Origin of the sequence: Bosea sp. BIWAKO-01, assembly GCF_001748145.1 — a bacterium.
GTDB lineage: Bacteria > Pseudomonadota > Alphaproteobacteria > Rhizobiales > Beijerinckiaceae > Allobosea.
Genome location: NZ_BCQA01000001.1, coordinates 1,603,164 through 1,617,684, shown reverse-complemented (window position 1 = coordinate 1,617,684; position 14,521 = coordinate 1,603,164). Strand labels below are relative to the sequence as shown.

The 14,521-nt window shown below is 64.7% G+C and carries 15 protein-coding genes; 8 read left to right on the top strand and 7 right to left on the bottom strand.

The window, feature by feature from the left end; all coding sequences use genetic code 11:
* The first annotated feature begins 131 nt into the window (after positions 1-131).
* From aspT to BIWAKO_RS07415, 4 genes are all read left to right on the top strand, one after another.
* Positions 132-1,799 (top strand): aspartate-alanine antiporter, encoded by a 1,668-nt coding sequence (aspT, locus tag BIWAKO_RS07430; protein WP_084651206.1) that lies wholly within the window; start codon positions 132-134, stop codon positions 1,797-1,799.
* A gap of 301 nt (positions 1,800-2,100) precedes the next feature.
* Positions 2,101-2,310 (top strand): cold-shock protein, encoded by a 210-nt coding sequence (locus BIWAKO_RS07425; RefSeq protein ID WP_043234255.1) that lies wholly within the window; start codon positions 2,101-2,103, stop codon positions 2,308-2,310.
* Positions 2,311-2,455: 145 nt separating this feature from the next.
* Positions 2,456-2,722: a 30S ribosomal protein S21 gene (gene rpsU, locus BIWAKO_RS07420; RefSeq protein ID WP_069877991.1), complete on the top strand. Its 267-nt coding sequence runs from the start codon at positions 2,456-2,458 to the stop codon at positions 2,720-2,722.
* Between the two features lie 134 nt (positions 2,723-2,856).
* Positions 2,857-3,111, top strand: coding sequence for a hypothetical protein (locus tag BIWAKO_RS07415; RefSeq protein ID WP_069877989.1), 255 nt, complete (start codon positions 2,857-2,859; stop codon positions 3,109-3,111).
* 64 nt (positions 3,112-3,175) lie between these two features.
* On the opposite strand, the gene BIWAKO_RS07410 is transcribed toward BIWAKO_RS07415, so the two are convergent.
* Together BIWAKO_RS07410 and BIWAKO_RS07405 are read right to left on the bottom strand one after the other, a co-directional pair.
* Complete coding sequence (locus tag BIWAKO_RS07410) at positions 3,176-4,414, bottom strand: multidrug effflux MFS transporter (protein ID WP_244523374.1); 1,239 nt, start codon at positions 4,412-4,414, stop codon at positions 3,176-3,178.
* A gap of 159 nt (positions 4,415-4,573) precedes the next feature.
* A complete protein-coding gene (locus BIWAKO_RS07405; protein WP_069877988.1) occupies positions 4,574-5,209 on the bottom strand; it encodes a glutathione S-transferase family protein in 636 nt (211 codons plus the stop codon).
* A 111-nt stretch (positions 5,210-5,320) separates the two neighbouring features.
* On the opposite strand from BIWAKO_RS07405, the gene BIWAKO_RS07400 reads away from it, so the two are divergent.
* Positions 5,321-5,707: a SpoIIAA family protein gene (locus BIWAKO_RS07400; protein WP_069877987.1), complete on the top strand. Its 387-nt coding sequence runs from the start codon at positions 5,321-5,323 to the stop codon at positions 5,705-5,707.
* Positions 5,708-5,853: 146 nt separating this feature from the next.
* Complete coding sequence (locus tag BIWAKO_RS07395; RefSeq protein WP_069877986.1) at positions 5,854-7,119, top strand: alkyl sulfatase dimerization domain-containing protein; 1,266 nt, start codon at positions 5,854-5,856, stop codon at positions 7,117-7,119.
* A gap of 55 nt (positions 7,120-7,174) precedes the next feature.
* Here the strand turns inward: BIWAKO_RS07395 and BIWAKO_RS07390 are convergent, their stop codons facing one another.
* The 5 genes from BIWAKO_RS07390 to ugpB form a co-directional block, all read right to left on the bottom strand.
* Entirely contained in the window at positions 7,175-8,254 is a 1,080-nt protein-coding gene (locus BIWAKO_RS07390) for a sn-glycerol-3-phosphate import ATP-binding protein UgpC (RefSeq protein ID WP_069877985.1), read from the bottom strand.
* Positions 8,255-8,325: 71 nt separating this feature from the next.
* A complete protein-coding gene (gene ugpE, locus BIWAKO_RS07385; RefSeq protein ID WP_069877984.1) occupies positions 8,326-9,174 on the bottom strand; it encodes a sn-glycerol-3-phosphate ABC transporter permease UgpE in 849 nt (282 codons plus the stop codon).
* A complete protein-coding gene (locus BIWAKO_RS07380) occupies positions 9,174-9,932 on the bottom strand; it encodes a creatininase family protein (RefSeq protein WP_069877983.1) in 759 nt (252 codons plus the stop codon). Before BIWAKO_RS07380 ends, ugpE begins: the two co-directional genes overlap by 1 nt.
* Positions 9,932-10,813, bottom strand: a complete 882-nt coding sequence (gene ugpA / locus BIWAKO_RS07375; protein ID WP_069877982.1) for a sn-glycerol-3-phosphate ABC transporter permease UgpA — start codon at positions 10,811-10,813, stop codon at positions 9,932-9,934. Before ugpA ends, BIWAKO_RS07380 begins: the two co-directional genes overlap by 1 nt.
* Positions 10,814-10,874: 61 nt before the next feature.
* Positions 10,875-12,197, bottom strand: a complete 1,323-nt coding sequence (gene ugpB, locus BIWAKO_RS07370) for a sn-glycerol-3-phosphate ABC transporter substrate-binding protein UgpB (RefSeq protein ID WP_069877981.1) — start codon at positions 12,195-12,197, stop codon at positions 10,875-10,877.
* A gap of 207 nt (positions 12,198-12,404) precedes the next feature.
* On the opposite strand from ugpB, the gene BIWAKO_RS07365 reads away from it, so the two are divergent.
* Positions 12,405-13,583, top strand: coding sequence for a fumarylacetoacetate hydrolase family protein (locus BIWAKO_RS07365; RefSeq protein ID WP_069882253.1), 1,179 nt, complete (start codon positions 12,405-12,407; stop codon positions 13,581-13,583).
* Positions 13,580-14,518: a PfkB family carbohydrate kinase gene (locus tag BIWAKO_RS07360; RefSeq protein ID WP_069877980.1), complete on the top strand. Its 939-nt coding sequence runs from the start codon at positions 13,580-13,582 to the stop codon at positions 14,516-14,518. The genes BIWAKO_RS07365 and BIWAKO_RS07360 overlap by 4 nt, the downstream gene beginning before the upstream one ends.
* Positions 14,519-14,521: the final 3 nt, after the last annotated feature.

The window sequence follows — 14,521 nt, the reverse complement described above, 5'->3', positions numbered from 1 at the left end:
GCCAAAGGCCGAGGGCGGGCGAACGATCCCAAACGCCGGTGAAGGGTGTTGCGCCGGGCAATGGCCCTTGCAGAACAGGGGGCGGCAGCGAATAGTCACTGTCGACCACTGCTCGGGAACTGGGGTCCATCGTGGCATTTGTTGAACAGCCGGTTGTTGCACTGTTCATTTCGCTGGCCCTTGGCCATTTGATCGGAAAGATCAGAATTGGCCCTGTTCAGATCGGCGGTGTCTGCGGCACGCTCTTCGTTGCTCTGGCTCTTGGGCAGCTTGGCGTCACGATCAGCCCGGATTTGAAGAACACGGCGTTTGCGCTGTTCATCTTCGCTCTCGGTTTTACGGCCGGACCGCAGTTCTTCAACAATATCCGCGGTGGCTGGCGCTACGGAATTCTGTCCTTCGTCGAGGTCGGGACCGTCCTGCTGCTGCTTGCGGCGGCCATTATCATGTTCCGCCTGGATCCCGGCACCACGTCGGGGCTCTTCGCCGGCTCGGCCACGGAATCGGCCGTGCTCGGGACGGCTTCGGATGCGATCGCCCGGCTGGCCCTGCCGGCCGCCGAAGTGGCGCGGTTGCAGTCCAACATGGCGACGGCCTATAGCGTGACCTATCTGTTCGGCCTCGTGGCGATCGTCGTCTTCACGACGCAGATCGGTCCCCTGCTGCTGCGGATCGACGTACGCGAGGAATCCGCGGCCCTTGCAAAGCAACTGGGAGCCGAGGACGAGGCCGGCAAGGAGAACGGCGTGCCCGAGATCGTCTCGCGCTGCTTCCATGCCGGGCCGATTGCGGGAAGCAGCGTCGGCGCCTTCGAGAACAGCGTCAACGGTGTCGTGACCATCGAACAGGTCGGCCGCGGCGACGGTTTCACCAAGGCAACCACGGACATGGTGCTGGAGGCCGATGACGTTGTCCTCGTGCTCGGCCGCCGCCGCGCCGTCATCGCGATCAGCGAGAGATTGGGCGCCGAGGTGCCGATGCCGGCAGGCGACAACGTGCCACTCGTCGAGCGCGAGGTCGTGCTCGTCCGCAGCGAAGCGATGGGGCGCCGGATTCGGGATCTTCGCCGGCTGGCGAGCGCGGAACAGCGGCGCGGCGTCTTCATCTCGCGCATCAGGCGGCTTGGGCATGTCGTTCCTGCCTTGCCGGGGACCGTTCTCGAGCAGGGCGATGTCCTGACGCTCTACGGGTCCGAGGACGCGATCACGCGGGCAGCCCCGGAGCTCGGCCACTTGCTCCCGGCGACTTCGAGTACCGACTTCGTGATGCTCGGGTTGGGAGTGGTCGTGGGTCTCCTGCTGGGAGAACTGAGCTTCAGGGTCGGCGCCCTGAACCTCACGCTGGGGACCGGCGGTGGTGCGCTCGTCTCTGGCCTGGTCTTCGGCTGGCTCCACATGCACCGCCCACATTATGGCGCGATACCGCTGCATGCTGCGGAGTTCATGAAGGACTTCGGCCTGGCGACCTTTATCGCGGCAATTGGTCTTTCGGTTGGGCCCGATGCCTTCGCGCTGCTCAAGCAGTACGGGCTGGTTCTGCCGGTCCTGGCGATTCTCGTCTCCGCACTGCCGGCCGTGGCTTCGCTCTATATCGGGCATTACCTGCTGAAGATCGAGGCTCCGATTCTGCTCGGAGCCATCGCTGGCCAGCACTGCAGCACCCCGTCGATCAGCGCATTGGTCTCCCTCGCGGGCAATTCGACGCCGGTGATCGGCTACACCGTGACCTATGCGATCTCGAATGTCCTGCTGCCGCTGATGGGGCCGGTCGTGGTTGGCATGGTCGGGCTGATCGGGTGAAGGGCATTGGCTGCGGCTGCTTCAGCGACAGCCCGAAGGGCTCGAAGAGGCGTCGTGAGCTCGGGGCTGTGCTGGGTGGGATCGATGACCGCACAAGGGCACGCAAGGCTCCGGTCTTGCTTCCACGACAGGTTGCATTGACAAATTGGTCACAATCACCCATATAGGGGCATCGATCTTAGGCCGAATGAATTGGCCCCCGCGCTAATGGCGCGCTAGCTGACGAACTTCCCGCTCAAAATCGAACACCGTGTGAGGCGTCGTCTCACGCGAATTAATGCCTTGCGAGAAGGAATTCGTCATGGCCACCGGCACTGTTAAATGGTTCAATTCGACTAAGGGTTTCGGCTTCATTCAGCCCGATGATGGCGGTCAGGATGCTTTCGTCCACATCAGCGCTGTCGAGCGTGCTGGTCTGCGCGAGCTCCGCGAAGGTCAGAAGATCACCTTCGAGCTCGTCCAGGACAAGCGCTCTGGCAAGATGTCTGCGGACAATCTTCGCGCCGAGTGAGCTGCATGACCGTGCAAACGTAGCATTCCGAATCGAGTGGCGACCACGGATGTACTGGCGCCCCCTTTCAGGACGATACGCAGCACGGTTGGACGAAGGGTCGGGATTTACCCGGCCCTTTTTTCTTTTCTGAAAGGAGCCCGAGATGCAGGTTCTCGTTCGCGACAACAATGTCGACCAGGCGCTGCGCGTCCTGAAGAAGAAGATGCAGCGCGAAGGCGTCTTCCGCGAGATGAAGCGGCGTGCGGCGTATGAGAAGCCGTCCGAGAAGCGGGTTCGCGAGAAGGCTGACGCCATTCGACGTGCACGCAAGCTGGCTCGCAAGCAGGCTCAGCGCGAAGGACTGATCGCAGCGCCGAAGCCCAAGGCCAAGCCTGCTCGTCCGCCGCGTCTTGCACCGGCGGCAGCCTGAGCTCAGGCCAGCCTGACAATGCCGGCGCAAGGGGCTGCCCGACGCAGTCCAGTGCGCCTGGATGCGCGCTACCGACAGGGCGCGTCGCTGTGAGTGCCGCCAACCGGGCGGCAATCGTGAAGGAGTAGACTGCCATGTCGACCAAAGGACTCTCGGCCGACGAAGCCAAGCGCCGGACCCAGGCGAATCTGGAGAAGGCCGAGCAAAAGCGGCAGGAAGCCCAGCGTGGGCTGGACGCGCAGCGCGCCGCCCAGGTTGCCGTCACGGAGAAGACCGCGCGCTTGCGCGCGCTCCGGCTGGCGAAGGAAGCCGCAGACGCAGAGGCCGCCGCGATCGCCGAGGCTGCACGGCCCAAGACCGTAGCGTCCAAGCGCACAAAGCGGGCCTGACGACCCGAGGGCTTGCGACCTGCGCTCTATCCGCTTGGAACGACATCCCGCGCCCAGAGGGCCGCTAGCTGCGCCCCGGCGCCGGATGGAAGAGCCGCCCCTTCTCGACCACCAGCACCACCGCGAGCGCCATGAGCCCGCAGAGTGAGAAGCCGAGTGTCAGCGGCACGACCGTGCCGTTGAAATGCTGGCCGACATAGAAGCCGAGCAGTGCTCCCCCGACGGTGGTGATGAAGCCCTGCACGGACGAGGCCGTGCCGGCGACATGGCCAAGCGGGTCCATCGCCATCGCCCCGAAATTCGGCGCCAGCAGGCCAAAGCAGAACATTGTCCCGCCCTGCATGATGGCGAAGAGCCAGAGCGTTTCCTTTCCGGCAAGGGCCAGCGCCGCGTGCAGGCTGGTCAGCGTGATGTAGCCGAGCAGCGCGCCATGCGAGACGCGGCGCATGCCGAGCCGGCCGACGATGCGCGAATTCAGCAGCGATGCGGCCGCCATGCAGGCGGCGATCAGGGCGAAGATGGTGGTGAACCATTCCGGCGCCCGGAAGACATCGACAAAGACCTGCTGTGCCGAGTTGATGAAGCCGAACAAGCCGCCGAGAACGAAGGTCATCGCCAGCATGTAGCCGACGCCGATGCGCGAGGTCAGCACCGTGCGGAAGGCGGAGACGATGCTCGCGAACTCAATCGGCGTACGGTCCTCCTCATGCAGCGTCTCAGGCAGCCGCATCGCGGTCCAGAGCATCACGATGGCGCCGAAGGCGGTCAGGACGCCGAAGATCCAGCGCCAGGGGGCGATCCAGAGGATCGCCTGGCCGATCGAGGGCGCCAGAATCGGCACGGCCAGGAAGACGATCAGGGCCAGCGACATGACGCGAGCCATGTCGCGGCCGGAATAGCAGTCACGGACGATCGAGACCGCGAGCACCCGCGTCGCGGCTGCGCCGACGCCCTGAAGCACGCGGGCCGCCATCATGATCTCGAAGGAGCCGGAGAAGGCGGCGAACACGCTGGCGACGACATAGATGCTGAGCCCGATCAGCAGCACTGGCCGTCGGCCGAAACGGTCGGAGAGCGTGCCGTAGATGATCTGGGCCACGCCAAAGCCGAGCAGGTAGCTGGTCACGATCCACTGCCGGTCGTTCGGTTCGGCAATGCCGAGTGTCTCGCCCATTTGGGGCAGGGCCGGCAGCATCGCGTCGATCGCAAGCGCGTTCGTTGCCATCAATGCGGCCATCATCGCCACGAAAGGATAGAAGCCCATGCCGTGGCGCGGCCGGGCAATGTCGATTGTGTCGGTCATCTCAGCCTGCTGCCGGGAGAACGGCCCGGATCGTCCCGTCTCGCGGACGGGAACGGCCAGCGAGATAGCCGGCCGGATTGCGCAGGATTAGGCGATGTGCCGCGGCGCAACAACCCGGCCGAAGGCCGGGTTTGGCATGCGCTCAGCGTGGAGCGGCGCCTATTCCGCTGCCGGCTGCTGCTCCGGCATCAGCGCATTGTCGATCTCATTGGCGCGGATCGCCGCCGGCCGGGCCTGCAGTCGCTTGGCATAGGCCTCGAAGGCCGGCCGCCGTTCCATGGTACCGAATTGCAGGCCCCAGCCGATCTGCGCGCCGAGATAAACATCGGCCGCGCTGAACCTGCCGACCAGATACTCGCCCTGCGATACCGCCTTCTCCAAGGTGTCCATGACATCGGCGAAGCAGCCATAGCCGACCCAGCCGGTCTTCTCCGGCGGCACCTCGACGCCGAGCGTCTTGTTGGTCACCGCGGCTTCGGTCGGGCCCGCACCGAAGAAGAGCCAACGATAGTAGGGACCGCGCTCCCTGCTGCCCGGTGCAGGCGCCAGTCCGGCCTGCGGAAAGGCATCCGCGAGATAGGCGCAGATCGCGGCGCATTCGGTGACGATCACGTCGCCATGCTTCAGGGCCGGCACCTTGCCCATCGGATTGAGCGCCTTGTACTCGGCCGTTTTCATTGGCGGCCCGAAGCCGACGACCTCGGTGCGGTAGGGCTGCCCGACTTCCTCCAGCATCCAGCGCACGATCCGGCCGCGCGACATCGGGTTGGTGTAGAAGATGAGTTCATCGCTCATGCTGCGTTCCTCCTGTGGCGGGCGAGACTAATCACGACGCATGACCGCGCAATGGCAGCAATCGAATCCGCGGCACGCCTGCTGCGTTGTTGATGCGAAAGGATGACGTCCATGTTCGAAATCCTCGCCGCGCCCGATCATGTCGCGGCCTACCGCCTCTCCGGCACGCTGACCGTGGAGGATTATGACAGTCTGATCGCCGATATCGAGGCGCGGTTGACCCGGCACGAGAAGATCGGCGTTCTGGTCGATCTGACCGGCTTTCACGACATCACACTCGGGGCGGGTGCCAGGGATCTGCGCTACGGCTTCAGCAAGCTGGCAGAACTCCGGCGCTTTCCACGTGAGGCGCTGATCAGCGACAAGGGCTGGATCGAGACGCTGGTGGCGATCGCCAATCCGGTCATCCCCTTCGTCGAGATCCGCTGCTTCAAGCCGATCGAGTACGAGGCGGCGCTGGCCTGGGTCAGCGAGATCGAGGGCGGGCCGGAGGCGTAGGTTGCGGGCACCCGGAGCGCATTGCCGCGACCGCGAACCGCCCGCCTGGCTCATCGCTGACATCGCGTGTCAGGACTGCGCGTGCGTGGCCTGTCATTCCTCCCCAGCGGTGCTATCGACATGCTCGGGTCGACGGAGGAATTCAGATGCGGCAGGACGCGTTGTTCGAGCGCCTTTGGAGTGGCGCAGCGCAGATGGAGGAATGGACCGAGGCGGTCTCTGCCGGCGCCATCACTGCGGTGGCAGAGAACATCATCACCGTCCACACCACCTATTTCTGTGGCAGCGTCACGGCCATTCGCACGAGTGAAGGCCTTGTCCTGATCGATACGGCCAAGCCAGACACTGCCGCCCAGACGCTCGCGACGATCCGCAGCTGGGACGACAGCCCCATCCACACCGTGATCTATACCCACGGCCATATCGACCACACCAGCGGCATCAAGGTCATCGACGAGGAGGCCGATGCGAGGGCGAGGCCGCGGCCGAGAATTGTGGCTCATCGCAACGTCGCACGCCGGATGGAGCGATATGAAGCCTCCCATGGCTTCAACAGCATCGTGCAGGGGCAGCAGTTCAACAAGCCGGACTATGTCTATCCGATAGGCCAGCGGCGTCCCGATGACGTCTATGACGACGTGCTGTCGCTTGCGATCGGTGGCGAACAGCTCGAACTCATCCACGGGCGTGGCGAGACCGACGATGCCACGTTCGTCTGGCTGCCGCGGCGGCGCGTGCTGGCGAGCGGGGACTTCGTCATCTGGGTTTTCCCGAATGCAGGCAATCCGCGCAAGGTCCAGCGCTATGCAGCCGAGTGGGCTGTCGCCCTGCGCAGGATGGAGCGCCTGAAGCCGGACACCCTGATCCCCGGACATGGCCCGGTCATCGTCGGGGAGGGCCGGGCATCGCAGGTGTTGCGCGACGGGGCCGAAGCGCTTGAACACCTGGTTGGCGAGACACTCGCGCTGATGAACAAGGGCGCGACGCTCGACGAGGTGCTGCGTGCGGTCAAGGTACCGGCCGCCTATCTGGCGAAACCCTATCTCGTGCCGAAATATGATGACCCCGAGTTCCTGGTCCGGGGGATCTACCATTTCTATGCGGGCTGGTTTGACGGAAACCCGGCGAACCTGAAGCCGGCGAAGACCTCTGACCTTGCGTCGGAGCTGGCTCGGCTTGCGGGCGGTGCCGAGAAACTGGCCGAGCGGGCCGCAGCGCTGGCCGAGGACGGCCAGACGCGCCTCGCCGTTCATCTCGCCGAGTTCGCGAGTTCAGCAGCGCCCGAGGATGGAGGGATCCAGGCGATCCGGGGCGCCGTGCTCCGGAAAGCCATCGATGGCGAAAGCTCGTTGATGGGCAAGGCGTTCCTTGCCGTCTACGAGCGCGATGCAAAGGGGCGGTCGACAGGCTGAGACATGCGTCCGGCGGCTGTTCCCGGCCGCTGCGACCTTCCGCGGTCGATCCCTTCTATTCGCGCCCGAGCCGGGCTCCCGACTGCGCATCGAAGACGTGGACGCGGTCGGGGTCGACTGAAATCCACAGGCGCTTGGCCTCGGCGGCGACATCGCCGGTTGCGGCCTGCATCACGAAAGGCTGTCCGGCGAGCTTGCCGTGGAAGAGCTGCGTCGCGCCCAGCTCCTCGATGAACTCGACATCGAAGGGCAGCGCCCCGGCCTGGCCTTCGGAGGCGATCTCGATATCCTCGGGCCTCAGGCCCACCTCGACCTTCGTTCCCGATGCGAGGTCCTGCTTGAGGTCACGCGCTTCGAGGAGCGCGTCGCCGAGCGCAACGATGCCGGGTCCGTCGATGGCTGCCGGCAGCAGGTTCATCGGCGGCGAGCCGATGAAGGTCGCGACGAAGCGGCTTGCGGGTTTGCGGTAGACCTCGGCGGGAACGCCGATCTGCTCGACCTGGCCGCCATTCATCACCACGAGCTTGTCGGAGAGCGTCATCGCCTCGACCTGATCGTGCGTGACATAGATCGCGGTGACGCCGAGCGCCCGCTGCAGCTTCTTGATCTCGACGCGCATCTGCACGCGCAGTTTTGCGTCGAGATTGGAAAGCGGCTCGTCGAACAGGAAGACCTGGGGCTTGCGCACGATGGCGCGGCCCATGGCGACGCGCTGACGCTGGCCGCCCGAGAGCTGGCGCGGCCGGCGCTCCAGCAGGCCTTCGATCGCGAGGATGCGAGCTGCCTCCTTGACCCGCTTCTCGATCTCGTCCTTCGGCGTCCCGCGGTTGCGCAGGCCATAGGCCATGTTGTCGTAGACGCTCATATGCGGATAGAGCGCGTAATTCTGGAACACCATGGCGATGTCCCGGTCCGCCGGTTCGATCTGGTTGACGACCCTGCCACTGATCGAGACCTCGCCGGACGAGATCGTCTCCAGGCCTGCCACCATCCGCAGCAAAGTAGACTTGCCGCAGCCGGAGGGGCCGACCAGCACGCAGAAGCCGCCATCGGGAATGTCGAAAGAGACGCCCTTCACGGCCTCGACGCCGCCGGCATAGACCTTCTTGACGCTGGAAAGAGTAACCTGGGCCATTGGGTTCCTTGGTCAGTCGGTAACGGATAATCGGCGATCGGGTCAGCAGGCCGGTCGGCCGGTACGCAATGTCACTTCTCGGTTTCCACCAGGCCCTTCACGAAGAGCCGCTGCATGGCGATGACGACGAAGACGGGCGGCAGCATCGCCAGCATCGCGGTTGCCATGGCGAGCTGCCATTCGGTGAGCGCATCGGCCGTGGTGATCATCTTGCGGATGCCGATGACGATGGTCTGCATCGAATCCTTGGTGGTGACCAGCAGCGGCCAGAGATACTGGTTCCAGCCATAGATGAACTGGATGACGAAGAGCGCCGCGATCGTGGTGAGCGAGAGCGGGACCACCGTATCCTTGAAGAACTTGAACGGACCGGCGCCATCGATCTTCGAGGCCTCGAGCAGCTCGTCGGGGATCGTCATGAAGAACTGCCGGAACAGCAATGTGCCGGTCGCCGAGGCGATCAGCGGCACGGCAAGGCCCTGGTAGGTATCGAGCATGCCGAGATCGGAGACGACCTTGAAGGTCGGGAAGATGCGGACTTCTACCGGCAGCATCAGGGTGACGAAGATGATCCAGAATGCCGCCATCCGAAACGGGAAGCGATAATAGACGACCGCGTAGGCAGAGAGCACGGAGATGAGGATCTTGCCGAACGCGATGGCCAGCGCCATCACGAAGGAGTTGAACATCATCACGGCCACCGGCTCGCGGGTCGAGCCCGAGGTGCCGACGAAGAGGATGCGGTAGTAGTTCTCGAAGAAATGCGGGCCAGGATAGAGCGGCAGCTGGCCGTTGATGATGGTCGCAGCATCCCAGGTCGAGGCGACGAAGGTCAGCCACACCGGAAAGGCGACGATCAGCACGCCGATCGTCAGGATGATATAGGCGACGATGTCGCCGAAGCGGCGGTTCTCGACCATCAGTGCCAGGCCTCCCCGTCGCGCAGCAAGGCCGCGAGCGCCTCGGCGCAGGCGTTGAGAAATTCCTCGCCCTTCTTCGGCGTCGCACGCCGCGCATCGCCGATCACGCCGGTCTCCGTCATCTCACGGAAGGGGCGGTAGCGCGCAACGGTCGGGCGCATCAGGCCACGTGGATCGGCGCCGAGCATGCCGAAGGCTTGCCCCAGCCGCTCCTGCTTCACCGTTTCCGGAGCCAGCACCATCATCATCGAGGTCTCGATCTCGCAGGCATGCATCACGCTGGTCTGATCCTGCATGAAGGGCAGCATCGCGGTTTGCGCCAACTCGAAATAGGTGGTCGCGATGATGCGCAGGCCGGTCTCGCGGGCGAAATCCGGCAGGAAGGCACCCAGCGCGGCGATATTGCCGCCATGGCCATTGACGATCACGACCCGGCGGAAGCCGTGCCGCTCGATGCTCCTGAGCAGCGAAAGCAGCACGGACCGATAGGTTGGGATGTCGAAGGTGAAGGTGCCGCCGAAGGCCATGTGATGCTCGGCCATGCCACACCAGAGCGTCGGGGCGACCACGACATCGGCCTCGTCCAGGCGCTCGGCCGCGGCCTTGCACACGCCCTCGCAGAGGATGGTGTCGACGCCGACCGGCAGGTGCGGACCGTGCTGTTCCATCGAGGCAACGGGCAGGACGACGATCGCATCCTTCGCCGCCTTGTGACGCAGATCCTCGGCCGTCAGTTCCTTCCAGAGCACCGAGGCCATCAGTAATTCACCTTGCGCTCGATGAACCGGAACTGCACCGCCGTCATGGCTATGACCATCACGAGCAGGATGACCGATTGTGCCGCCGAGCCACCGAGATTGGAGCCGCCCTTGCCGTCGGAATAGACCTTGTAGACCAGCGTCTCGGTCGCGCCCGCAGGCCCGCCGCCTGTGACTGTATCGATGATGCCGAAGGTGTCGAAGAAGACATAGACGATGTTGACGACGAGCAGGAAGAACGTCGTCGGCGAAAGCAGCGGGAAGATAATGGACCAGAACCGGCGCATCGGCCGCGCGCCGTCGATCACCGCCGCCTCGATCACGCTCTTGGGGATCGATTGCAGCCCGGCGAGGAAGAACAGGAAATTGTAGCTGATCTGTTTCCAGGTCGCGGCGAGGATGACGAGCGTCATGGCGTCATTGCCGTTGAGCCGGGGATTCCAGGCGATGCCGAGGCTCTGCAGCCCGCGCGCGAGCATGCCGAGCGAGGGATCGAACATGAAGATCCAGAGCACGCCGGCAATGGCGGGAGCCACGGCATAGGGCCAGATCAGCAGCGTCTTGTAGATCTCGGCGCCGCGGATCTGCCGGTCGGCCATCACGGCAAAGAGCAGCGCGATCGAGAGCGAGAACACGCAGACAAAGGTCGAGAAGACCGCGGTGTTGCGCAGCGCCTTGAAGTAACCCGGATCGGAAAAGAGGCTCTGGTAGTTTTCGAACCAGACGAACTGGGTCGACGTTCCGAAGGCGTCTTCCAGCAGGAAGGACTGCCAGACCGCCTGGCTCGCCGGCCAGTAGAAGAACACGACCGTGATCGCGAGCTGCGGCAGGAGCAGCAGAAGCGGGATCGTCAGGCTCCGGAAATAGGCGTTCTTCTGCATGCAGCCCGTGAAGCAAGAGAAAAGCCGGGGCGGAATGCCCCGGCTCTGGATCGTAACCGGTTCAGCGCGAGGCGGTCCGCTCGAACTGGCGCAGTGCCTGATTGCCACGCTCGACGGCGGCGTCAAGCGCAGCCTTCGGCGTCTTCTGGCCGTTCAGTGCCGCTTCGAGCTCTTCCGACCAGATGTCGCGGATCTGGACCAGGCCGCCGAAGCGCAGGCCGCGCGAATTCTCGGTCGGCTCCTTGTTGTTGAGCTCGAGCAGCGGCGTCTCGAGATAGGGCTTGTCCTTGTAGAAGCCCGAGTCCTTGACCTTGGCATAGGCGGCCTTGGTGATCGGCAGGTAACCGGACTCGGTGTGCAGCTTCACCTGGCGGTCGACATCGGACAGGAAGGTGAAGAACTTGGCGACGCCCTTGTATTCGTCGGCCTTCTTGCCGCCCATCACCCACAGCGAGGCGCCGCCGATGATCGAATTCTGCGGTGCGCCGGCCGCTTCCGGATAATACGGCATCGCGGCGTTGGCCCAGTCGAACTTGGCGTTGGCCTTGACGTTGCCGAAGAAGCCCGACGAGGTCAGCATGATCGGGCATTCGCCCGAGGTGAAGCGGCCTTCGCCATTATTGGTGCGGCCGGAGTAATCGTAGGTCTTGTCCTTCTGCAGCTCGACCAGGTTGGTCCAGTGCTTCAGGAAGAGCGGGCTGTTGAAGTTCAGGACCGTGTCGAAGCCGTCGAGACCGTTCGCCTTGGTCGCGATCGGGACGTTGTGCCAGGCGCCGAACTGCTCGATATTGGCCCAGGTCGCCCAGGCATTGGTGAAGCCGCATTTGTCATATCCGGCGGCCTTCAGCTTCTTGGCGGCCTCGAAAACCTCGGGCCAGGTCTTCGGCGGGGCGTCGGGGTTCAGGCCCGCCTTCTTGAAGGCGTCCTTGTTGTACCACATCACCATGCTCGACGAGTTGAACGGCATGGAAAGCATGTCGCCCTTGGCGGTCGAGTAATAGCCGGTGATCGCCGGCAAATAAGCCTTGGGATCGAAAGCCTCGCCGGCTTCCTTCATCAGTTCGTGCACGGGCTTCACGGCGCCCTTGGCCGACATCATCGTGCCGGTGCCGACCTCGAAGACCTGCAGGATGTGCGGCGCGGTCCCGGCGCGGAAGGCGGCGACGCCGGCATTCAGCGTATCGGGATAGGAGCCCTTATAGGCCGGAACGACCTTGTATTCCTTCTGGGAGGCGTTGAACTCCTCGGCCAGCTTCACGACAACGTCGTTATTGGCGCCGGTCAGCGCATGCCACCACTGGATCTCTGTCTGCGCGACGGCCGGAGCCGCACCGGCCAGCGTCAACACCGCGGCCGAAATCATCAAGCGCGATCTGGATGTCATCTATCTCTCCCTTACGCCCCGCTCGTGCGGGCTGCTCTTGTCGTTGGTGCGCAAGCTAGCATGAAGAACAGGTGACGTTTCAATGACAATCGCACGACATGTGCGCCATGTCTGATCCGCGTCCCTGCACTCTTGCACATTGGCGCCGAAGCGGCTGTTCTCGCCTGCGCCTTTCAACGTGACAATTCCACCAACGGACGATCGATCATGCCCGAGCTTGCCCTGACGCCACGGAACACTTTGCCGGCGGACGCCGCAACCGCCGCGCTCGCTGGCCGGGTCTGGCGCCCGGACGTCGCCGGTCCCGCGGTCGTCGTTCTGCGTGGTGACGAGCTTGTGGATATCACCGCTGCCTTCGCCACGATGCGCGATCTCTGCGAGACGGCCGATCCCGCAGCAGCCCTTCGCGCCGCCAAGGGCCAGCCCATCGGGACGCTCGCCGATATCCTTGCAAACACGCCGCCCGCGCATCGCGATGCGACGAAGCCCTGGCTGCTCGCGCCGCTCGACCTGCAGGCGGTCAAGGCCGCCGGAGTGACCTTTGCGGTCTCGATGCTGGAGCGCGTGATCGAGGAGAAGGCGCGGGGCAACCCGGCTGCCGCCGCCACGATCCGCGAGGAGATCGGCAAGCTCATCGGTGACGATCTCTCGAAGTTGAAGCCCGGCTCGCCCGAGGCGATGCATCTCAAGGACGTGCTGATCAAGCAGGGAGCCTGGAGCCAGTATCTCGAGGTCGGCATCGGGCCGGATGCCGAGATCTTCACCAAGGGGCCACCGATGTCGGCCGTGGGCACCGGTGTCGATGCTGGCCTGCACCCGGCCTCGACCTGGAACAATCCCGAGCCGGAGATCGTGCTGATCGTCGCCTCGACCGGCGCCATCGTCGGTGCAACGCTCGGCAATGACGTCAATCTGCGCGACGTCGAGGGCCGTTCGGCGCTGCTGCTCGGCAAGGCCAAGGACAACAATGCCGCGGCAGCGGTCGGTCCCTTCATCCGCTTCTTCGACGCCGGCTTCTCGCTCGACCATGTCCGCAGGACAACCGTGACGCTGACGGTCGAGGGCGAGGACGGTTTCAGGCTCGAAGGCTCGTCCTCGATTGCAAAGATCAGCCGCGACCCGGCCGATCTTGCTGCGCAGATGCTCAATCGCAACCATCAGTATCCCGATGGCGCGGCGCTCTATCTCGGCACCATGTTCGCGCCGATCAAGGATCGCGACACGCCGGGCGGCGGCTTCACCCACAAATATGGGGACATCGTCACGATTGCCGCGCCGGAACTGGGGGCGCTCGTCAATTGCATGCGCCGCACCGATGAATGCGAACCCTGGACCTTCGGCGCCTCACATCTGATGCGCAATCTGGCGAAGCGCGGGCTTCTGTGAACCAGGGGGCGGTCCTCGTCTTCGGCGAAGCGCTCGCCGATCTGGTGCCGGAGGACGGGTGCGGCGAGCGCTATCAGTGCGTGCTGGGCGGATCCGGTTTCAACACGGCGCTGGCACTCGCCCGCTGCGGCACCTCGGTGGCTTATTGCGCGACGCTGTCGCGCGACGTCACAGGACGGCGCTTCCGGGCCCGGCTTGTGGCAGAGGCGATCGATCGGCGCTTCATTGCTGAGAGCGACGCCCCCACACCGCTGGCCGTCGTTGCCCCGCTTGGGGCCGATGGCGGGGCGCGATATCACTTCCACCTCGCCGGTACGGCGCTGGCCGAGCCTCCGCCCTTGCCCGACAGCCTCACAGGCTTTGGCCATCTGCACGTCACCTCGTTTGGAGCGACGATCGGCCCGTCCGGGGACGCGGCGTTGACGCTGCTGCGCCAGGCGCGCTCCGCCGGACTGAGCACCAGCTATGACCTCAACATCAGGCCGCCGGCACTGCCGGATCGGGAGGCGGCGCTTGCCGCGATCGAGCAGCGCATGGCGCTGTCAGACCTCATCCGGCTCAGTACGGACGATGCCGACTGGCTCTATCCCGGCGGCTACGCGGTGCCGCTGCGCCGTTGGTTCGACAGGGGCGTATCGTCGATCCTGCTGACCGAGGGCGATCGCGGCGCGACGCTCGAGCAGGCTGGGGGCAAGCCCATTCGCGGCTTCGTCCCGGTTGCCGAGCTGGTCGATACGATCGGCGCCGGCGACAGCTTCATCGGCGCATTTCTCGCTTCGCTCGCGCAGGCGGGCGAACTTGGAGCACGACTGCGCGGGTTGTCGGACGGCGTTGCCGCATCCGCGATGGGTTTCGCGGCAGAGGTCGCAGCCGAGACCTGCGGCCGGCGCGGCTGCGATCCGCCGCGTCTCACACCCAAACCACCCTATGAGTGAGGG